We start from the raw sequence: 19978 nt of genomic DNA, 5'->3' as shown, positions 1-19978 counted from the left end.
ATTAAATGGGTATCTGTGAGTGAGCGAATAAATGATTGATCAAATGGATCGGCTTGCAACGTTCGTACTATGAACGTAATCTCCGTAACAGACTGATCGGTGACGACAGTTCATTGCTATTCAGAAGATCGGAACCTTTTCAGGTCGCGGGAAGCTCATAAATATGCTACATCAAAGCTGCAATAGTAGTTCCATCGCTTCTTTTTCTTTCCGGGCGATATGTCGCAATAGTTCGGATGCTTGTTTTAGCCAGTCCCAATGTCCCGTCCTTCCTGCTTTATCTATATAAGCAGAAACTTCGCTCCACAGTGGAGCTATTTCCATGAACGCCAAGTAGGCTCGCTCTATTTTTGAATCGCCGAAAATCTCCAAGCTTTCCTTGAGAAAGTCCCTATACAGATTGCGAAACAACGCGCCGCCTGTTCCTCCTCTTTCCATCAGTAGTGCTGTCAAACATAAGTCATGGGCCAAATTTTGGCTACGGGAAGGCCATTTGAGTATTTCGGAGCTCATTTTTTCAATCCCTTTTATTCCGATGTTGCGGATTGGCGGGTTCAAATAATGATAAGCATTGCTTGAAATGGAAGCTCGAATGATGGGAACCAGTTGTGGAAGGACGGTTGTTTTTTCGATTGCGTAGGAGAGATTTTTGGAGCTCATCGGTCCCTTTTCGTTTCTCGCCAGCACCAACGTTTCCAAGCGTGTTTTTACACGGCCACCCTGTTGGGATGTATCGGCCATATAAGCGTATTCGTCATCGTATCCGTACATGGCGACATAGTGCGCTGCGAAATGGACTTTATTGGTGAAATAATCCAAGTGATAACAATCTAACTTTAAGCCTACGGGAATACCATGATCAATGTTTTCCTTTATATTGCGCCATGCTTTCGTCACAGAAGCGGTTTCTTGCTTCGTGAGGGTTAGGTTCAAACGCGACGTAATACAGGCAGTTAACTCATCCGGTTTGACCCTGCCGCCTATAAACGGAAAATCCATTCCCTTCATATCCCAGTAGATAAACCCCAAACCTTCTCCGATTCCAAACAACATCGGCTCGGACAACCGAATGCCGGAATGAACAAGCAGATTACCTATCGCCGTCGTCTCACAGTGCTCCCCTGTAAACGGAACAAAACGGTCTATGATCATCGTGCAGTTCCTCCTTCTAGCTCACTTATCAACTGAGCGATAAATTGCAGTTCTTTCTCAATAAGACTGATCGGGTGAAGAAAAAGAGCCCGAATGTGCAGCGGTAGCTTCTTCTTTCCCCCTTGAGCTTCATATTTCCCCCCGATATGCAACGACGTTTCTTGTAAAAATTCATACCGTTTCTTTAATGCTTCGTTAGCTTCCTCTTTGTGAATAGAAGGTAAAGCAGCAATACCGAGATCGAAGCGGATGTCCCTCTCCCGTGTGGATGATAAACAATCAATGACTTCGTTACGCAGCATTTGCTTCCCGTTCTCAGTGATCGCAAACTTGACGGGTAAGGGGCCTTTTCCAAATTTATCACCAGAGCTGTCTGATTGGATCAATCGCTTCTCCTTCAACTTCTGCAAGCCGACATAAATGGAAGTGGTGCCAATCTTAGCCCATTCTCTATACCCTCTATGCTCGATTACCTTGTTGATTTCATACCCGGACATTTGTTTCGACTCCGCGATGATTTGTAGTAGCACCAATTCCACGTTAGAAAGATGTTTCATAGGTACCCTCCATTCCACTATTGTTATATTACATGTGTGTAATATAACAATAGTGGAATAAAAAGTAAAGCGGGATCGTTATATAAGAGGGGGATGCTGAATTTCTTTGAGGTGCGATTATACGTCAGTAAATGAAGCAATACAGGAATGCGAAAGGCACTTTAAACGAAAAATTATGTTGCCGAAAAAGTTACTACAAATTGCATTTACTCACGAACTGACAAGGTGCAGTAACAAAGTGGAGGGAGACGATATAAATAGCAAGCTTGAAATTGAATATTTCAATGAATTTATAAGCATTAATCATTATCAAATATGGGAAAAACCATTTGAACACAAGTATTCAGAAGTACATCTAAGAAAAGGTATTGCACTAACGGAACACTACTGAATTGAACTCAAAGGTTGTGAAGCTATGAGTAAAGATATTCAAGAAAAGCCCCATATAGCTTTAAGTACGTAAATTCACAAAGTTACTTTTTGGTTATACATTTATAACATAATTAAGAACAAATATTAAAGAATATAGAGAGAAGGCTCTTATGAAACAAAATGAATTAGCACAATTAGTGGGAGTTAGGCGGGAAACTATTGTGCATTTGGAAAATAATAAATATAATCCCTCATTAAAATTAGCTATGGATATAGCTAAGATATTTGGTACAACAGTTGAGTATTTATTTGAATTTATTGATGAAGAGGTTTAAAGAAGTTAAATCCATAAAACAATATGTCAATTACTAGAAATATTTCGACGTGTACTTGAAATATTTGCAGATAGTTTAATTACAAAAACTTAAAATCGGTAAGGTTTATTTTTTCTCAAGACGAAAACACAATTATTGGTGAAAACGATTCCGGAAATTGAATGCAGTGGGGTACAAGTTCTTGTTTTTTAAGGGTGCATGTTCTTGTCATCCGACACGTGTCCAATGACACAAAAGTGCCTACATCAGTAGTATCAGTAACAGCCTGAGAAATCAGGCTTTTTTATTTTTATGTAGGCATAATAATGTCACGTAAAATTGCATTAAGTTCCCTATATTATAGGGATTTTACATAAAGATACCTACATTGTGGCGTTACTTACTATAGGATGTAGTTGAATTTTAGTGACCGGCATGATCCATGATATCCCAACGGTAGCCGATTTGATCGACAGAATGGTTAAAGACGCAGTGAGTATTCGTAGAAAATGGGGGGCTTTATAGCTTCTATTCGTGTAGACTTAGCCTTTAGGTTCTAACTTGTTATTGCCTTTATTTGTATTCATTGCAGATTTGATTGTCTAACGGATTTCCGATTGGAGTAATTAGCAAGTATTATACTTGCATGTAGTATTCGCTATACTAGAAAAAGTGATTTAAGGAAGGGATGTAATCATGCGGAAAGTCATCGTCATTGGAGCAGGAATTCTTGGAGCATCGACTGCATACCAGTTAGCAAAAATGGGGGCAGAAGTCTTTATTGTAGACCGCAAGGATCAAGGACAGGCGACGGATGCCGCTGCTGGCATTATCTGTCCTTGGCTATCACAAAGGCGCAATCAGGCATGGTACCAGCTGGCAAAAGCAGGCGCGCGTTTTTATCCAGAGTTGATTAAGGAACTCGAAAGCGAGGGCGAGGCAGACACAGGCTATGCTCAAGTTGGTGCGCTTTGCATTCATGATGATTTGGAGAAAATCAGAATGCTGGAGGAGCGGGCATATCTACGAAAAGCGGATGCACCGGAAGTTGGTGAAATTACAAGGCATAATGAACAAGAAACACATGAGTTGTTTCCTTTGTTAGCGGAAGGTTATCATTCCGTACATATTAGCGGTGCCGCCCGTATAGATGGTCGTGCACTTCGCGATGCGTTGGTCCGATCAACACAAAGAAACGGGGCCGTCCTAATCAACGGGGATGCCACGATTAAATATCAGTCAAATCGTGTTACAGGCATAACTGTTGGGGAAGAAAGCTACTCAGCTGATAAAGTCATTGTATGTGCAGGTGCATGGGCAAATCAACTGCTGCAGCCTTTAGGCATTGACTTTAAGGTTAGTTATCAGAAAGCACAAATTATGCATTTACAGGTTGCAGATCGACAAGATACAGGTACATGGCCTGTCATCATGCCGCCTACGGATCAATACTTGCTCTCTTTTGATAATCAGAAAATCGTTATAGGAGCGACTCATGAAAATGAAATCGAAGGGTATGATACAAGGGTAACAGCAGGCGGAATGCAAGAAATATTGAATAAAGGCTTAGTGTTGGCACCTGATTTAGCAAACAGCACTCTTCAGGAAGTAAGAGTCGGCTTTCGTCCGTTTACCCCCGGGTTTCTCCCGGTGATTGGTGCTGTTCCCGGTTGGGATGATCTTATAGCGGCTAACGGACTAGGAGCGTCCGGATTGACGATGGGTCCCTTTATTGGAAGTCAGCTTGCAAAGATGGCACTAGGAATGGATCTGGATATCAATTTAAATGACTATGAAATTCGAAAAGCAATAGAATGAAAAAGAAAAACAAATCTGGGATCTGGGATGTTCTCAGATGATAGAATATTTTTCCTTTTTGAATTATTCTAATTATTTAGTAGAATTGAAGTAGTAAAAAAAGGAGGCATACAAATATATGTATCGTAAAGTGGAAGATTTTATCCTGGACTGGAATGACTCAGTTGCTGGGACAGTTAGTGTGTTTAATGCAATGTCAGATAATAAGCTAGACCAAGCCATCGTAGAGGGACATAGTACACTTGGTTGGTTAGCATGGCATTTAACAAATGCCCCTGTATTTTTATCTAAATTTGCAGGTTTTGAAATCCCCCTAGTCGGCAACCCAAAAGAAGTACCTACTTCTGTCAAGACAATTGTAGAGGCATATGAAACAATGGCTCAGGCTTTATCAAATGCTGTAAGTAACACATCAGATGAGGCATTATTAGAAGAAGTTGCTGCATTTGGTAGTACGACAACACGTAGCCAAGTTTTACGTAAAATTGTTGACCATCAGACACATCATCGTGGTCAAATGACCGTCTTATTACGTCAAGCAGGTCTACCTGTTCCTGGTGTGATGGGTCCAACAAGAGAACAGCATTAATATGAAGAACAGTGGCACAAGTCCGATTAAGGATTTGATGCCACTTTTTAGTAGCGTTGAGTTGGAAGGCGACAACTTGCTTGACAACTACTACTGTCTAATTAACCTATTAGTGATTTCAGTTTGCACCCCCACTATATTAAATCCATTAGGTAAGTGATAGTACTGGGAAGTTTAACAAGTCAAAATCAGGATTTCTTACAGAATATCCAATGATAGTGCTTCTTCAGAACTTACTAAAGAGTGAACTAGGCGATACGTTTAAAGAGCGGATTAAGCGCAGACCGATCATTGAACACAAAAACGCAGAAATGAAGAGGTTCCACGGGATGGTACAACTAAATACCGAGGTCTCTTTCGTATGCGAATACTGGTCTATCTCACCGATGTTTGTTGTGAATGTGAAAAGAATGGTTAGGTTAATAGAGCAAAAGCAGTCCATCCTCTGGCGAGGAACGAGCTGCTTTTTACTTTTTCAATCTCTTTTTCCTTCTTGGGAGTACCCATTCCCTCAAAATCGAGGCTTTTGCATGGCTCTCTATTCAGGTGCTGAAATTACAAATATGGAATTAGGTTCTCGTTTTAACGGCTAACCCACTAAACGATATCGGTCCAACAACATCGGCTCTTGTATTTGCAGTAGTGTTTTCTGCTGTAACTGTGTAAACATGGGTACCCGATCTTACATTTCTATCTTCCGCCTGGAACGTAATAGCATAATTTTGTTCAGAAGCAGCTGATTCGATACCTTGTTGTGTGTTGAAAATCTCTCTTCCATCGCGGAAGATTCTAAAGAGAATTTGCGCAATGCCAGTGATACCTCGAACACCCACGGTTGCTACCAAATCTACTCGATTAGGTTGAGAATTCACTGGAATCCGTATAGTGATTGTTGCAAGGCGAGATCTTGCTGGTGAACGTCGGATAATAACTGAGTTGGCTAAGTTGAATCTACTGCGCGGTTGGACGGCAGCTTTATCGAGAATACGTACCAAAATATCAACTCCTCTTGTTTGATACCTCCAAGATATGTTGGACAAGAAGAGAATGATTGGACTATCATTTAAGCTGCTTTGATTTGAGGAAAATACATTTAGTGATCAATGGGAAAGAGCAAATTATAGGCGGTGGTGAACAATGTAATAGGACTGTAGGTGGACACCACACCGCCCCGTTATCTCACTTATTTGAAGAGTAATGAATATAAATTATTTGATTTAATCATGATGTTACTGTAGAAAGTTCTGGTTAACAAAACAATTTGAGATGTTCCCTGCTATTATTGCCTGCTTAAAGACCATTCGAAACTGCAGAAAATTAACCACTGTTGTCGTTGGATCAATACCACGGTGGAGAAAATAAACAACAAGATGACAGCTATCTAACGAAGTCATTACTTTACTCTCAACTGGGATCGAAATGTACAAGGGCTTCTTGTTGAATGTAATAGTGGGCATTACTATTAATACAACCGAGCTCTAGGCTCAAGCACTAAATGATATGAAAAACGAGGTGTTAAGAAAATATGTTTATATTTTTGGGGATTACAATTACTTTACTGGTCATTTTTCTATGGTTTTATTTAACAGACCCTAGAAGGATAATCAATGGTTTTCTATTCAACTTATTTTTTTGTTCATTAGGTATTCTATGCATATATTTAGCTTTCAGCTCAAATAATCAGTATTTAATGATTGTTGCTGTTATACCTATTCTAATTATTTTCTTAATGTTTAGCTTTGGCCTTTTTGTGTTAATGATAGGAATGTTTCTGAATGCAAGGATTCTAACTAGAAAAGAGGGACGACGTTTTTCTAATTATTTAACTTTTGTTTTTGGCATTTGTCTTTTGTTATTGATAATAATTTATATAATCGATCCGTCTCGATTCTTATCTGATAAACTCCAGCTACTTTACACGGGAATGGTTTTTATTGTTTTTTATTTATTTGTAAACTTATCTAATTTCTTAATGGCTTATTTTCTCTATCAATTCAATAGACCAAAATACAATCAAGATTTTATTATCGTTCTTGGTAGTGGTTTGATTAATAATAAAGTTCCTCCACTTTTGGCTAGCAGAATCAATAGAGCGATTGATTTTTATTGGAAGCAAGCCTCAGTCTCATCTCCGCCTACAATCATTTTTTCTGGTGGACAAGGCCCAGATGAAAATCTTCCCGAAGCAGAGGCAATGCAAATGTATGCTGTCGAAAAGGGGATTCCTATGCAGCACACAATAAGAGAAGATCGTTCTGTAAACACTTACCAGAACATGCTCTTTTCAAAACAAATTATGGATTCATTAAAAGGTGATAAATATAAAAGTATCTTTACAACAAACAACTTTCACCTTTTCCGCGCCGGGTTATATGCGAAACAAGCAGGATTAATGAGCCAAGGAATCGGCTCAAAAACAGCTTTCTATTACTGGCCAAATGCAATGATTCGAGAATATATTGCGGTTGTTGTAATGAGTCGGAAGCGTCATAGTATAGTTGTAGGAATTATTCTAGGATTATCTATAATAATGACGGTAATTAGCTACTTATTTTTTTAAGAAAAGCGGCAGCACACCTTTGAGATTTTTCGTTTTTTTTATTCGGTATCTAGCAGGAGACGCTTAAGCAGGCAAAGTCCTCTATCCAATTCATCAACATCTTTGGCAGATGTCAGCGAAATGCGAATAAACTGAGCGGATTCATCTTTTTTGGCCAAGAACCGATCGGAATGATAAACATGGATACCGTGTGCTAAAGCATTCTGCTCAAACTGTTTGAGCTGATAAAGCTGGGACAGCGGAAGCCACCGAAAAAAACTGAGCGGATTTTCATGTGGATTAGTTATTTGAAAATATTTTTGATAGAGTTTGTTGCGTACTTTTGCCATTTCTTTCTTATCTCTAATGATCCTGTCAGCAACTCCCGTGTTAATCAATTCTGTTATAACTTCTGCATTTAAGGCAGAAGTTTTTATGTTGATATTAAAGATTCCGTAAGTGATTTTTTCAACAAACGAATTTGCATAAGCTATAAAGGCCACTCTCATCCCGGAACTTAGTGATTTAGCGATACTTAGAATATAAATAAATCTTTCTGGCACAAAATGTGAAACAGGTAAATAACCTTCTGGAGCAAGAAAAGAGTAAATGTCATCTTCTATCAAGATAAGTTCGTGTTTTTTTATAATCTCTGCTATATCCTTTCTGCGGTTCATATCCATCGTGACAGCAGTAGGGTTATTACAGGATGGAACTATATAAATTCCTTGCAGCTGATTTGTTCTGCAGGCAGCATCTAACCTTTCCGGCATCATGCCTACTTCATCTCCCTCAATCGGAATGAGCTGGATATTTAATATGTTAGCGAGCTCAATAAAATTAGGATACGTATACGTAACCACCGCAATTTTATCCCCCGGGTGGAACAGGGATATTAAAATCAGTGTAAGAGCATTTTGTCCCCCTGAAGTGATAGCGATGTTTTCAACTGGTGCATCCATGGAAAATCTCTGCATCCACTTGCTGGCTGCCATTCTGTGATAAGGCATTCCCAGCGGATGTCTGTAATCAAGTAATTGCTCCAGGTAATTATTATTGGCAATACTTTTGATAGCTTCTGCCACTAATCCGTTTGAGCAATCCAGTGGTTTTACAATGCCCATCTCTATATAATTTTGTCCCTCACTACTTTCGTTTACTCCAGCAGAAGAAATTGACCTTTGCGGACATGCTACTTTGGCAACCGCGTATGTCATTGCTAACTATTATGAAAAGAATGTAAACCAAATTACATTTCAGACAATGAGCGGGGAGCTTGTTGTGGTGAAAAAAGGGGATCTTTATGAAATGGATTTCCCTAGCAGAATGCCTGAAGAATTCACCTTAACGGAGCAAATGGTAGAAGCGCTTGGTTTAAAACCTGTAGAAACCTATCTGGGCAGAGATTTAATGTTTGTACTGGAAAAAGAAGAAGATGTTCAAAATGCATCAATTGATTTTTCCAAGCTTAAACAGCTGCCGGGCCTGGGTGTTTCCATTACGGCCAAAAGTCAAAAGTACGATTTTGCTTCTAGAAGCTTTTTTCCAAAGTTAAATGTGAATGAAGACCCCGTATGTGGTTCTGCACACTGTAACTTCATTCCTTTCTGGGCAAACCGTCTAGGCAAAAATGAAATGGTGGCGAGACAGCTTTCCAAGCGCGGTGGAACATTATACTGTGAATTAGTCGGAGATAGAGTGAAAATCAGCGGATCAGCCGTTTTATATGCCATAGCGGATCTTCAGATAAATCAATAAGGTAAGAGAGACTGCATACGATGAAATTAGAACGTACAATTGAAAAATTAGGAATTATACTTCCTAAATCCCCGTAGGTTCCGTTTATCGGTTTGCAATAGTCCGGATTTATGTGGTTAGTGGATCTTCTGCAGGAGCTACAATCGAAATGGATCTCGCTCAGAATTCCGAACAGTCCATACAAAACAGCTCCGAAGGTATTTCCCCTAGAGCTGTTTAAATAGTGAATTTTGATTTTGAAATGACAGTCCTCATGAAATAAGGCCCGGTTTCTATTGAAAATCTACAATACTGGAGTTCGTACATGAAATACAATGCATTACTTTATCATGGGGAAGCGGCTTATCAAAGTCATTATCTACGCTTACATTCAGCGTATGAAGTATTGCCGAAGGAGAAAAAGTCGTGATTCTCTCTGGAATCCGCCGAAAGCAGAACAACATAGATAGCATCTTCATGTTAATATATACTGCTGTTCTAAATGCACAGTAGCATGTATTAATTTTGGCGTTATCCAGTAAATTCTTGGACCCATTCATTGTTATAATAAGCAATACCAATACGGGTATAACTATTATTCATTATATTTGCTTTGTGGCCTGGGCTATTCATCCAATCCTTCATAACCTGGGTAGGGGTGGTTTGCCCTTTTGCGATGTTTTCTCCAGCGGAATTGAATGTGATCCCGAATTCCTTCATCATATCGAAGGGGGATCCATGTGTTGGAGAATTATGATCAAAGTAATTGTTGTTGTACATGTCCTGTGCCTTGACCATAGCCATTTTTGACAATTCTTCACTCATACTCAGGGAACTTAATCCTGCTTTGGACCTTTCTTGATTTACTATATCCAGAACCTTCTCCGCGAATTGGGATGAATCGTTTTTACCTTCCTGTGCCTGTTCTGTTGAACTTGTCGGGACTTTTTCTCTAGGATTTCCGGCCGGTGTTTGAATCAGACCCAACAAATCCGAAGGAATTCCGTTTTGTGTTTCTTTTGTTGTAATCCTCGATGTAGTTGTTGATGATGCCTGTGTTATGACAGGAGTTGGTGCAGCAGTATGAGCATGAATTGAAATTCTTGTTTGCTTAGGAGTCACTTGCTTTTGCGTCATATTGTTATTGGCCATACAGCCTGTCACCAGAAATAATACTGCTAATACGATAAACTTTACCATGAGCCAACCTCCCTGGTCCGTCAAATTAGTGAAGTTACAGAATTAAGATTTCCTGCTCGCCCTTTATTTATTCCTTATTTTCGTTTTCTCCTAGCCGCGAATAGAGACCCGACAGCACGCAGAAGATATTATTGCATTTGATGGATCATCTACAGATTCCAAACGCCCCTTTAATGAGGAGGAGTTGCTCTCTATTGTGCGGGTTACCAACCCGATATCATTGACTTCAATTGGCCAAAGTGGCTTTGTCACATCCATAGAATCGGAGGAGTTTGAACCGAATGGCTTTTACAACACAATAACTATGATTATTAAATCGATGGAAGAAAGACATATAGAAGCACATCAAGGATATTGGTAAGAGCACATGAGACAACCCGCAAGCCAATCGATTAGCCCATCTGTTGCAAGCGAAACCGTTTGTTGCGCTTGCAACTGTCATGCCGTGGGATCATCTCGTCGCATTGTCCGTTTAAAGAAGCTTGCTATAAAGCTGGATCCAAAAATAGTGAATTAAAGCATAGACACGGGTACGATGTAGCGTCCTCCTCGGCTCTAATTGGCATGCAAATGCAAGGGGCAATGACCATATTCGCCGTTAACCTCAAACGAATATTGAAACTATTGGATTAAAATATAGCCTAAGATGACCTAAAATCTAATCAATAAGATGACTTTCAATTTAATAATCAAATTGAAAGTCATCTTATTTTGAAAGCCTTTAAAAAACGTAAGTTTTACAGTGCCCTGGTTATAGCCCCGTTAAGTAGACAGTAAACAAACTTCTTCTGAATCTAATTGCTTCACTGTGTCTATAAATAGGCCTCATGAACAGCAAACCACATTTTTATTTTGGTCAGCGGGACAGTTAGTCGTTTATTTACCGGTATAAAATTTCATTGATTCTATTATTTTATAAAATCGCATATATTACTCGAATTCATCGCCAAGTTCATGGTAGATATTCGCCCTTGTCTAAATCCGGCAAAAAAAGCAAAAAGATCTTTGACAACAAACATAAAGGCAGGGCTGGTGCAACAACCAAAAAAGGATTAATCTCCCATGAATGCTACCCATATAGGGCGCGATATTCTGTGATGCACCGTGGTGGTCGGAGTCAGACTAACGGTTGGGCTCTATGGCACCATAGCTTATCGACCTTCTTCGCCAGCCGTACAAACAGTATAGACGAGGCATCCATTTTCATCCTCTGTGGTGCAGCGCTGCTCTTGCGCTGCATGTATGGCTAACGGGACACTTTAGCGTAATGACATAAAAGTGCCTACATAAGCATTATCTGTAAAGCCTGCTAAATCAGGCTTTTTTATTTTTTTGTAGGCAAAATGATGTCACGTTAAAACACACTAAGCTCCCTACATTATAGGATTTTGACATAGAGTTACCTACATTGTTTTTATGTCTGTTCTAAAAATGTTCAGAGAGCTCATTAATAGAGCATATAACTATGTTTTCAGTAATAAATTAAATCATAATTTTTGCTAAAGTTAATGTGCTTAAATGAATTGAATAAAAAAAGGCGTTTCTTTCTTCAGTAATTGAGGGGTATAGACACTGCTCATTCTTCGGGTTATTCATTTAACGACTTCGTTAAACATTTGGTAGATTTTCAAAGTGATGTCATTAGTGAGAAAACTAAAAACGGGTTAGCTCTAAATTCGTAACATCCTTGCATAACAGTTCTGAATCTCTTGGTGAGGTTAGAGGGCTATTATTTGCGTTGCTGCAATACAACTTTTAGGAGCTTAAACGTTATGTTACATCCCGTTCATATAGCTTTTTCATATTTCTAACCCTGCGAATCATTTCAGTCCTTACTTCCAGAGGTTCTAAACACTCACACTTATCACCGAAACTAAATAAAAGACTGTATCCAAAATCATCCACTATAAATGGAAAGTGGACAATAAATTGATTATCCCCATATGGGATTATGTGTTCACTGCTGCAATAATGCTGCACCCAATCTAAAATGGATTCATGAATAAGTAATTTGATTTCAGTCTGTTTCTTTGTCATTACATCTGTAAATTCAGAAATCGTTGTAGGCAGTTTTCTCGGTATGAATATTTCATCCAGCATTATCAGATTTGAAATTCGAAATAGCTTGAACAGGCGAAAGTCTTGTTTTTCAAGGCAAAATCCTTGAACATACCAATGGTTTTCTTTTAGTACGAGTTTATAAGGCTCAATTTTTCGGCTGCTGATGTTTCCTTTTCGGTCAGAATATAAAAAAGATAACAGGTTTTGTTTCTGGAACGAGATCTTAATTACGTCTAAAAATAACTGTTGATTTTCATTTCCCATCCAAGGTTTTATGTCAATGGCAATTTGATTGGATTTAAACTCTATATCACTTGCTTGTTCGGCTGGTATGAGGCTTTTTACTTTGGCAAGCGTATGGACCATTTCTTCGCTCGTTAGCATGGACGAAATGCTTCCAAGTCCCATCAAAAGCGTAGAAATGTCGGAAGTCGTAAAAAGTTTCTTGTCTACTTTGTATTCCTCCATGATATGAAATCCGCCATGAACGCCGGGAGTAGATACAATAGGAATGCCCGCCATATTGATGGCATCAATATCTCTATAAATTGTCCTCAGTGAAACCTCGAACATTTCGGAGAGGGATTTTGCGCTAATTTTTCTACGCTCTAATAAAACCATAATAATCGAGATCAGTCGGTCTACTTTCATTTCATAACAACCTTTTTTAATTCTATTTTCATATTGTTGACAGATAGTTGTCAACATTTATGTGGTATTCTAAACAAGAAAATAAACCGGTCGAAGGAGAGGAAGAGAACATGATACGAAAATATTATACTTCTCAAAACCTTAAGCTTTCTTATTTGGATAATGAACAAGAAGGCAAGCCCGTTCTGATTTGCTTGCATGGGCATTTTGGTAATGCGAGGTACTTTGCAGGATTGATGGAACAATTAAAAGATTGGCATGTATATAGCATCGACCAAAGAGGGCATGGCTGGAGTGATCATGCAGAAGCAGGACACTATGAAAGAGAAGATTATATTCAAGATGTAGTGGTGTTTATTCAAAAGGTTGCCAATGAACCTGTCGTCATTTTAGGACACTCTCTTGGCGGAATCAATGCCTACCAAATTGCCTCAAGATGCAAAGACTTGTTGGTAAAAGGCTTGATCATTGAAGATGCGGGCGCGATAGAAAAAGATAATGCTTCATTCGCATCGAAAATAGTTGATTATGCTCCAACTCTACAAGAATTAGGTGATAGCCTGAAACGATTTAGAATTTATGATGCAGAGTATTTCCTTGAAAGTGCTGTGGAAACTGAACATGGCTGGAGTTACCGATTCGATAAAAATAATTTATCTGAATCACAAAAGAGGTTAAACGGCAACTGGTGGGATGATTTCTTAAATTCGTCATGCCCGACATTACTGCTTCATGGAAAGAAATCATGGGTTGTGACTCAAGATCATATAGAAGATATGGCCGCAAAGAGAAAAAATACGAAATTCGTTGTATTTAGTAAAAGTGGTCATACTGTTAACCTCGATGAGCCCAAAAAGTATTTTGACATGGTTAATCAGTTTTTAGATGAACTAATCCTAATCAGCACTTATTAGTTTGGAGCATGGCCTTTCGGTGATTTTGTATTCGGGTGCGAATATGATGTCATCTCCGATACAACCAAAATCAAGCAATTCGGTTTTCATGATTATGAATGCCGAGGAGGAACTGTTCACCGTGTTGGATGAATTAAATAAACAGAAGCTTATTCCCTAAGCCTCTCAGGATGTCGAGACTTTCTCGACATCTATTCTTATGCCAGTAATTTAGACAAAAAAATTCCTCGAGATTATAAAAAAACATCCTGCCCCTATTGTTGAATATGCCGATTTCTAGTCGAGCACATCAATATAGAGGAAGAATGTGGGCAGATTTGGGGCTATATAATATTTTTCATTTCATTTTTCTTTAGTAACAATAGGGGTTCCAATCCCACTGCTCATTTTTTTGAATTGTAAGATCGCAAGAAGTAAAGCTATACATACAGCAGCAAGACCCAGCCAATTCAAATACAGGACTGATGTACGGCTGATGACAAGCCCTCCTAATCCAGATCCCAGTGCAAAACCAAATTGGATGAAGGAAGTATTTACACTTAGGGCAATGTCTGGATTTCGAGGTACCAGAGTAATCAGATATAGCTGCTGGGCAGGGGAAATACTCCAAGTTGCTAACATAAAGATCATTAAAACCAAGATCAATACAAAGAGATTGACACCAGCTAGAGCGAATAAAAGGAGAGTTGCTCCTTGTAACAGGAGTCCGAAACAAATTGTGAATTTCGATCCCTTTGCATCTGCCAATTGTCCGCCCACTCTTGATCCGACGAAGCTGCAAATTCCCGCCAGGAATAGAACACCGCTAATTTCGGTTATGGAAAGAGAGGATGAGGCTTGCAAGAAAGGCGTAATATAAGTGAATAATGTAGAGTAGCCGCCGATATAAAATAAAGTAATAACCAAGGCAGTCAGAATTTTTGGATCTTTTAAAATGGAGAGTTGCATCCTGAGGGTAACTGCTTCATCTTCTTTGATTGCGGGAACCTTTTTATAGATGATAAACAATGGTAGAACGCTTAATAAACCGATCCCAATAAACAAAACTCTCCATCCAAACATCTCACTAAAAAATGTGCCAATTGGAACACCCAACACTAGCGAACTGCTGAGCCCCATCAAAATAATACCGATGGCACCGCCCCTTCTTTCTTTTTCAACGAGTCGTGTTGCTACTGCCATGGCTACTACGGTAGCGATTCCTCCACTAGCCCCTTGAATAATTCGTACCCATAGTACGGCTTCGTAAGAAAGATTTACAAACATAAGTCCGTTGCTGGCAATAAACACACTGAGAGTAGCCATAAGTAGCTTCTTGCGATCCACATTGATCGTTAAAGCAATCAGAATCGGTGCGATAATGGCCGCTGCAAGAGCAAATACAGTCACCAATAGCCCAGCTTCGGAAGTAGCTACTCCCAAGTCCACGGCGATCATTTCAATGACTCCTGTAATAATGTATTCAATGGTTCCGATCAGAAAAACAGCAAGTGCCAGGACATAGATGATCAGGTTATTTTTCAATTCAAGCCACTCCTCCTCCCGTTATCTATTCATTCAAGCAAGAACATTTTTAGGCTTTTATCTATAAATACGGAATCTGGTTCATGCTGTCCGATGCCTGCGCAATGCCCCCACTTCGATTCAATCGGGAGGAAGAATGCATTTGGCATATGTTGTGCTTCATATTTGTTATCCTGGGGAGGAAAGAAAAGGTCCGTGCTTCCCGGCATGACCAGTGCCCGTACTGTAATCCTGCTTAATGCAAGTTCGAAATCGCCGTCATACGCCGGATTTGCGCTAATGTCGCCGGTGATTCCGGTACGCAGCATAGTAATCAGGTCATTGGCGTCAAAGGTCAAAAACACTTGATCCCAGTAATCCACGAGATATTCCTCCAGTGTGTGATAGCCCTCTTGCTGATAGAGCTGCTCCAGATAATAAGCCTGGGAGAAGCCCCAAGCAGCATAGACTCGACCCATGGCTGCCAATCCCCCTTTGGGCTGCTGCGTGTAAAAGCCATTCTTCCAGGCAGAATCAGCTTGAAGGGCAGCGATCATTCCTTCAAATACAACCTTTGCATGTGGGCGGGTCTTGGCAGTCCCTCCGAATGGAGCGATTCGTTCGACCATATCGGGATAACTTGCTCCCCACTGAAAGGTCTGTACGGCTCCGAGTGACCAGCCTACTACGAGGGCGATTTTCGTAATGCCAAACTTCTGTGTAACCAGTTGATGCTGCAGCCGCACATTATCATAAATCGAAACCTGCGGAAAATTAGCTTGATGATAGGTCGGGGGCGTATTGCTTGGCGAGGAGGATAATCCATTGCCCAACATATTAGGGATAATGATAAAATACTTTTCCGGGTCCAGTGCCTTACCAGGTCCGATTAACCATTCATTATCGGTATGCAGACCTGCAAACCAGGTGGGGTACACAATCACATTGTTTTTTTCTGCATTTAGCGTTCCGTAGGTTTTGTAGGCGAGAACGGCATGTGGCAGGGTGTCACCGGATTGCAGCAGAACATCCCCCAGCTCATAAATTTCATAATCTCTCATGTGAAAATCTCCTTTTCATTGCTAAATGAATTGCCTTTCTTGTCATCACTCTACGATGATGCTATTGTTAAGTCAAAGAAACGTTTCTGAATATAACGTTCATTTTTTTTGAACTAAGGGGTGGAATGTACCATGGAATTGCGCCAACTAAAGACCTTTCATACGCTTGCTTCCACACTCAACTTTAGCCGAGCTGCAGAAGTGCAAAACTATGTTCCCTCAACGGTTACGATGCAGATGAAGGCTTTGGAAGAAGAACTGGGTGTCAAGCTGGTGGACAGATTGGGTAAAAAAGTGATCCTGACCGATGCTGGGAGAAGTTTTCTGCGCTATGTAGACAACATATTGAGTGAGCTTGAAGAAGCACAGTATGCAGTCAAGCAATCTGGCGAGGTGACGGGTACGGTGGTCATAAGTGCGGATGAAACTTTGTGTACATATCGGCTGCCGGCTGTGCTGCGCCGGTTTCGCTTGCGCTATCCGGGGATTCGGCTGATGTTTCGACCGTTGGCTAATCCGAACCTCAAACAGAGCTTGCGGGAAGGGGGCGCGGACATTATTTTCATGCTGGATGAGGACAAGGGCGAGACCGGATTTTGCGGAGAAAAAATGCTGGATGAGTCCTTTTATGTATTGGCAGCGCCCGATCATCCTTTGGCTGCACGTACTACGCTAACCATTGAAGATTTTAATGGCGAGACCTTTTTGTTGACAGAGAAGGGATGTTCCTATCGCACGTTTTTTGAGCGAAGTCTTTCACAGAAGGGCATGGGGGGAATTACCGAATTGGAGTTTAACAGCGCAGAAGCCATTAAACAATGTGCGAAAATAGGAATGGGCATCGCCATATTGCCTGAAATGGCCGTGACCGCAGAAATGAATCGGGGAGAACTGGTTCCGTTGCCGTGGGATTTGACCGCCACATCGTTTGCAACCCAAATGTTTTGGCATGAAGAGAAGTGGATCTCGCCTGCAATCGAAGCTTTTTTGAACTTGACCCGAGATACATTTTTGAAAAATAGCACCCTATAAAATGTTGACCATATATGTCTTGAAAATAAAATATCTCGCATAGGAGCTAATGAAACTGAAAGGGATTGGAATTAAACAGTACGGAGACGCGAGTTGCTTACAGGAAGTAGTTGCTGCCCATCCCCGGATTGGCCAAATCGCAGACGCATCGTTTCTTCGCCAATGCACTGCAATATAGTGAGCTGTTTCCGAAGCTCGAAGCGTATGCTCGATTAGCTATGGTCGAACACGAATGGTATGACGATACGGAAGAGGAGAAAAACTGCGTGCCCGGCACCTATGCTGTATTCGGCTTGGGGCTGACAGATAAACAATATTTCCCATTAGTAGGAACATATATGAGCCTAGTAGATCAGGAGCATCAATATGTACAGCAGTCGTTCACGCTGGCGCTTATACAACATTACGGCATCGACACGACGACGCTTCCGACCTCAGATGCTTTGCTCCAGTCTATAATAATTCAGCCTTCGGATGAAGCACATAACAATATAGCCGTAGCTAATTATCACCTAGGGCAATTACAAGAGGCTTCAGATTATTTTCTTCTAAGCTCAAAAAGATCCGATTATGCAATGTACAGCCATGTTAAATGCTTGATTGAACTTGGAAGAAAAGAAGAGGCGAAAAATAAATTAGATACATTCTCTGAAAATGATGATGAGTTTGTAGGCACAGTTGAAATAGCAGAGTTATTTCTTGAATTAGGTTACTTTGAGGAATCGGTCCAATGGTTTGAACAAGGTTGGCAAACCTATTGGAAGACACCGGACTGGGTAAGTCGTTACGTGTATGCTTTATTTAAAATAAATAACCCAAATCGCGTTCGTGATATCATTAAAGAAGTAATTCAGCAACTACTTGATGAAAAAAATGAATATGAAATTATGTACGAGCAGATTTCATCTGGCTATACTCCCTCTATGAAATATAACACTTCAATGAGTACAAGTTGTTACTTGTTCGGATGCAAACGACATAATCATCCTGAGTACAAAGAATGAGATCCACTCTAACAAGATGAAATCTGACCTTATTGTATTAGAATATAATGGCGAACTCTTATTATATAGAGAGAGACATGGTCGAACTAACGGGACACAACAGCATATGAATATAGTCACATTTAAATTGAGTAGGAGTTTTAATACTGAGCTTGTAGTTATACACATAGAGGAGCGTCTTAGTATGCCAAAATACGTTGAAATTGGTTACCCGATTTATGAAGGAATGCCTGTATATCCAGGATTGCCAGAAGTGAAAATAGAGCCTAGAGAGCGTTTGGACAAAGGGGATGACTGGAATGGAAGTGTGTTAAGCATTTATCTTCATGCCGGTACCCATGTGGATGCCCCGTGGCATCATTTGAATAACGGTAAGGGAATAGATGCTGTTCCAATTGAAGACTTCATCTACCGAAAGCCACTATTAATCAATTGTCCGCTTGGCCCGAACGGCTTTATCACCATCGAAAAGCTAGAGGAATATGAAGACCTGTATGAAGCGGATATTCTGATCTTTAATACGAGCAATTGGAAACACCGGGAAACAGATTTCGAGAAATACGCCAATAATTTCCCAGCTGTCTCCCCAGAAGCTGCCGAATACATTCGTACGAAGTTGCCAAACTGCAAAGCGGTGGCCATTGATACCTTGAGCATCGAAAATTTGACAGAAGCAAAAGGAAATGGATATTTTGTCCACCATGCCTTCTTAGACCACGAAAAGTATGAAGAGCCGACAATGCTTATTTATGAAGACATTAATCCAGCGCCATTGGTCGGAAAAAAGCTCATTTCTGCCTTCACAGCACCACTCCGCATTAAGAACCACGATGCATCTGTCGTTAATGTGATCGTTGAAATTGAAGAATAAAGGCCATTCTTGACTTGCAAAGAAATAAACTAAGGAAAACCCGTTGTATTATCCTCAAAAAAGTGAAGGGGCAGCATAGCCTTATGAAACTAGGACATATAATGATTTTCGTCAATGACATGACAAAGGCGAGATGGTTTTATTCTGAATTGCTGGGTTTGCAAACACTGTTAGAGCAAGAAAATAAGCTTGTATTTGCCATTGACGGCTGTCAGCTTATAGCTTTTAAGTGTGAAAAAACAAAAGAAATTGGAGATTATTCAAACGAGGCTAGAACAGTCTTGGTGTTTGAGGTCGTATCTGTTGAGCAAACTTATAAGGAAATGAAGGAAAAGGGTATTCAATTTTTGCATGATAAACCTACTCAAGGGCGATATGCTGCTTTCGTTGATCCGTTTGGTAACGTGCATGAAATCGCTGAATCATTCGATTGAGAGTCGTTCGGCAAAATGACCCCGTAACTTCGGGAGAAGGGGTGCCCCGGTAACTTTGTTACAAACAATGTGGTGAAACATATTACAAAGGTATTGCACTAACGGAGAACTTTAGTTGAATGATGCACATTGATGAGCAGGCGCTACGTGATATGCTCCCATCATAGTA

General features: G+C 40.2%; 17 protein-coding genes and 2 pseudogenes. 11 read left to right on the top strand and 8 right to left on the bottom strand.

The genetic code is table 11. The annotated features are described in order from the left end of the window. Positions 1 to 171: 171 nt before the first annotated feature. Together PGLA_RS04645 and PGLA_RS04640 are read right to left on the bottom strand one after the other, a co-directional pair. Positions 172 to 1152 carry a BtrH N-terminal domain-containing protein gene (locus PGLA_RS04645; RefSeq protein ID WP_068529445.1) on the bottom strand — a complete coding sequence of 327 codons (981 nt, stop codon included), beginning with the start codon at positions 1150 to 1152 and terminating at the stop codon, positions 172 to 174. After that, on the bottom strand, positions 1149 to 1709 hold the full coding sequence (locus tag PGLA_RS04640; RefSeq protein ID WP_068529442.1) for a PadR family transcriptional regulator: 561 nt from the start codon (positions 1707 to 1709) through the stop codon (positions 1149 to 1151). Before PGLA_RS04640 ends, PGLA_RS04645 begins: the two co-directional genes overlap by 4 nt. A gap of 515 nt (positions 1710 to 2224) precedes the next feature. Here PGLA_RS04640 and PGLA_RS04630 point away from each other — a divergent pair. The 4 genes and pseudogenes from PGLA_RS04630 to PGLA_RS29655 form a co-directional block, all read left to right on the top strand. After that, positions 2225 to 2416 carry a helix-turn-helix transcriptional regulator gene (locus PGLA_RS04630; protein WP_281197259.1) on the top strand — a complete coding sequence of 64 codons (192 nt, stop codon included), beginning with the start codon at positions 2225 to 2227 and terminating at the stop codon, positions 2414 to 2416. 675 nt (positions 2417 to 3091) lie between these two features. Continuing rightward, a complete protein-coding gene (locus PGLA_RS04625; protein ID WP_068529432.1) occupies positions 3092 to 4213 on the top strand; it encodes an NAD(P)/FAD-dependent oxidoreductase in 1122 nt (373 codons plus the stop codon). 118 nt (positions 4214 to 4331) lie between these two features. Beyond that, a complete protein-coding gene (locus tag PGLA_RS04620; protein WP_068529429.1) occupies positions 4332 to 4802 on the top strand; it encodes a DinB family protein in 471 nt (156 codons plus the stop codon). Positions 4803 to 5062: 260 nt separating this feature from the next. Beyond that, positions 5063 to 5224: pseudogene (locus PGLA_RS29655) on the top strand (transposase); the annotation flags it as partial. A 147-nt stretch (positions 5225 to 5371) separates the two neighbouring features. Here PGLA_RS29655 and PGLA_RS04610 read toward each other — a convergent pair. After that, positions 5372 to 5797, bottom strand: a complete 426-nt coding sequence (locus PGLA_RS04610; RefSeq protein WP_068529422.1) for an exosporium protein C — start codon at positions 5795 to 5797, stop codon at positions 5372 to 5374. A 530-nt stretch (positions 5798 to 6327) separates the two neighbouring features. On the opposite strand from PGLA_RS04610, the gene PGLA_RS04605 reads away from it, so the two are divergent. Further along, positions 6328 to 7362, top strand: coding sequence for a YdcF family protein (locus PGLA_RS04605; RefSeq protein ID WP_068529419.1), 1035 nt, complete (start codon positions 6328 to 6330; stop codon positions 7360 to 7362). 38 nt (positions 7363 to 7400) lie between these two features. Here PGLA_RS04605 and PGLA_RS04600 read toward each other — a convergent pair whose 3' ends face one another. Continuing rightward, positions 7401 to 8465: an aminotransferase-like domain-containing protein gene (locus tag PGLA_RS04600; protein WP_245699721.1), complete on the bottom strand. Its 1065-nt coding sequence runs from the start codon at positions 8463 to 8465 to the stop codon at positions 7401 to 7403. Between the two features lie 31 nt (positions 8466 to 8496). On the opposite strand from PGLA_RS04600, the pseudogene PGLA_RS04595 reads away from it, so the two are divergent. Further along, positions 8497 to 9099 (top strand): annotated as a pseudogene (locus PGLA_RS04595) (PhzF family phenazine biosynthesis protein); the annotation flags it as partial. A 510-nt stretch (positions 9100 to 9609) separates the two neighbouring features. Here the strand turns inward: PGLA_RS04595 and PGLA_RS04590 are convergent. Both PGLA_RS04590 and PGLA_RS04585 read right to left on the bottom strand, forming a co-directional pair. Further along, complete coding sequence (locus tag PGLA_RS04590; RefSeq protein ID WP_068529416.1) at positions 9610 to 10278, bottom strand: CAP domain-containing protein; 669 nt, start codon at positions 10276 to 10278, stop codon at positions 9610 to 9612. A gap of 1770 nt (positions 10279 to 12048) precedes the next feature. Further along, entirely contained in the window at positions 12049 to 12990 is a 942-nt protein-coding gene (locus tag PGLA_RS04585; protein ID WP_068529799.1) for a helix-turn-helix transcriptional regulator, read from the bottom strand. A 110-nt stretch (positions 12991 to 13100) separates the two neighbouring features. Here PGLA_RS04585 and PGLA_RS04580 point away from each other — a divergent pair, with 110 nt between their 5' ends. After that, the gene (locus tag PGLA_RS04580; RefSeq protein ID WP_161487841.1) at positions 13101 to 13904 is read left to right on the top strand and encodes an alpha/beta fold hydrolase; all 804 of its coding nucleotides are present in this window, start codon (positions 13101 to 13103) and stop codon (positions 13902 to 13904) included. A 342-nt stretch (positions 13905 to 14246) separates the two neighbouring features. Here PGLA_RS04580 and PGLA_RS04575 read toward each other — a convergent pair whose 3' ends face one another. Both PGLA_RS04575 and PGLA_RS04570 read right to left on the bottom strand, forming a co-directional pair. Then, positions 14247 to 15428 carry an MFS transporter gene (locus tag PGLA_RS04575; RefSeq protein WP_068529409.1) on the bottom strand — a complete coding sequence of 394 codons (1182 nt, stop codon included), beginning with the start codon at positions 15426 to 15428 and terminating at the stop codon, positions 14247 to 14249. 29 nt (positions 15429 to 15457) lie between these two features. Further along, positions 15458 to 16468 carry an alpha/beta fold hydrolase gene (locus tag PGLA_RS04570; RefSeq protein ID WP_068529406.1) on the bottom strand — a complete coding sequence of 337 codons (1011 nt, stop codon included), beginning with the start codon at positions 16466 to 16468 and terminating at the stop codon, positions 15458 to 15460. Positions 16469 to 16600: 132 nt separating this feature from the next. Here PGLA_RS04570 and PGLA_RS04565 point away from each other — a divergent pair, with 132 nt between their 5' ends. From PGLA_RS04565 to PGLA_RS04550, 4 genes are all read left to right on the top strand, one after another. Then, entirely contained in the window at positions 16601 to 17500 is a 900-nt protein-coding gene (locus PGLA_RS04565; protein ID WP_068529403.1) for a LysR family transcriptional regulator, read from the top strand. Between the two features lie 128 nt (positions 17501 to 17628). Continuing rightward, the gene (locus tag PGLA_RS29345) at positions 17629 to 18504 is read left to right on the top strand and encodes a DUF6138 family protein (protein ID WP_425415339.1); all 876 of its coding nucleotides are present in this window, start codon (positions 17629 to 17631) and stop codon (positions 18502 to 18504) included. Between the two features lie 184 nt (positions 18505 to 18688). Then, positions 18689 to 19375, top strand: coding sequence for a cyclase family protein (locus tag PGLA_RS04555; RefSeq protein ID WP_068529401.1), 687 nt, complete (start codon positions 18689 to 18691; stop codon positions 19373 to 19375). Between the two features lie 83 nt (positions 19376 to 19458). Next, positions 19459 to 19809, top strand: a complete 351-nt coding sequence (locus PGLA_RS04550) for a VOC family protein (protein WP_068529398.1) — start codon at positions 19459 to 19461, stop codon at positions 19807 to 19809. Positions 19810 to 19978 lie beyond the last annotated feature (169 nt).

The sequence above is a fragment of the Paenibacillus glacialis genome (genome assembly GCF_001637205.1).
In the GTDB taxonomy this organism is placed as follows: domain Bacteria; phylum Bacillota; class Bacilli; order Paenibacillales; family Paenibacillaceae; genus Paenibacillus_AQ; species Paenibacillus_AQ glacialis.
Note: the sequence above shows the minus strand (reverse complement) of the source record. Positions and strands in the feature narration are given on the sequence as shown.

Bases quoted from the DNA above. Each gene is read 5' to 3' on its own strand.
- PGLA_RS04645 (WP_068529445.1), bottom strand. From the start codon at position 1,152: ATGATCATAGACCGTTTTGTTCCGTTTACAGGGGAGCACTGTGAGACG.
- PGLA_RS04640 (WP_068529442.1), bottom strand. From the start codon at position 1,709: ATGAAACATCTTTCTAACGTGGAATTGGTGCTACTACAAATCATCGCG.
- PGLA_RS04625 (WP_068529432.1), top strand. From the start codon at position 3,092: ATGCGGAAAGTCATCGTCATTGGAGCAGGAATTCTTGGAGCATCGACT.
- PGLA_RS04620 (WP_068529429.1), top strand. From the start codon at position 4,332: ATGTATCGTAAAGTGGAAGATTTTATCCTGGACTGGAATGACTCAGTT.
- PGLA_RS04605 (WP_068529419.1), top strand. From the start codon at position 6,328: ATGTTTATATTTTTGGGGATTACAATTACTTTACTGGTCATTTTTCTA.
- PGLA_RS04600 (WP_245699721.1), bottom strand. From the start codon at position 8,465: ATGGGCATTGTAAAACCACTGGATTGCTCAAACGGATTAGTGGCAGAA.
- PGLA_RS04590 (WP_068529416.1), bottom strand. From the start codon at position 10,278: ATGGTAAAGTTTATCGTATTAGCAGTATTATTTCTGGTGACAGGCTGT.
- PGLA_RS04585 (WP_068529799.1), bottom strand. From the start codon at position 12,990: ATGAAAGTAGACCGACTGATCTCGATTATTATGGTTTTATTAGAGCGT.
- PGLA_RS04580 (WP_161487841.1), top strand. From the start codon at position 13,101: ATGATACGAAAATATTATACTTCTCAAAACCTTAAGCTTTCTTATTTG.
- PGLA_RS04570 (WP_068529406.1), bottom strand. From the start codon at position 16,468: ATGAGAGATTATGAAATTTATGAGCTGGGGGATGTTCTGCTGCAATCC.
- PGLA_RS04565 (WP_068529403.1), top strand. From the start codon at position 16,601: ATGGAATTGCGCCAACTAAAGACCTTTCATACGCTTGCTTCCACACTC.
- PGLA_RS04555 (WP_068529401.1), top strand. From the start codon at position 18,689: ATGCCAAAATACGTTGAAATTGGTTACCCGATTTATGAAGGAATGCCT.
- PGLA_RS04550 (WP_068529398.1), top strand. From the start codon at position 19,459: ATGAAACTAGGACATATAATGATTTTCGTCAATGACATGACAAAGGCG.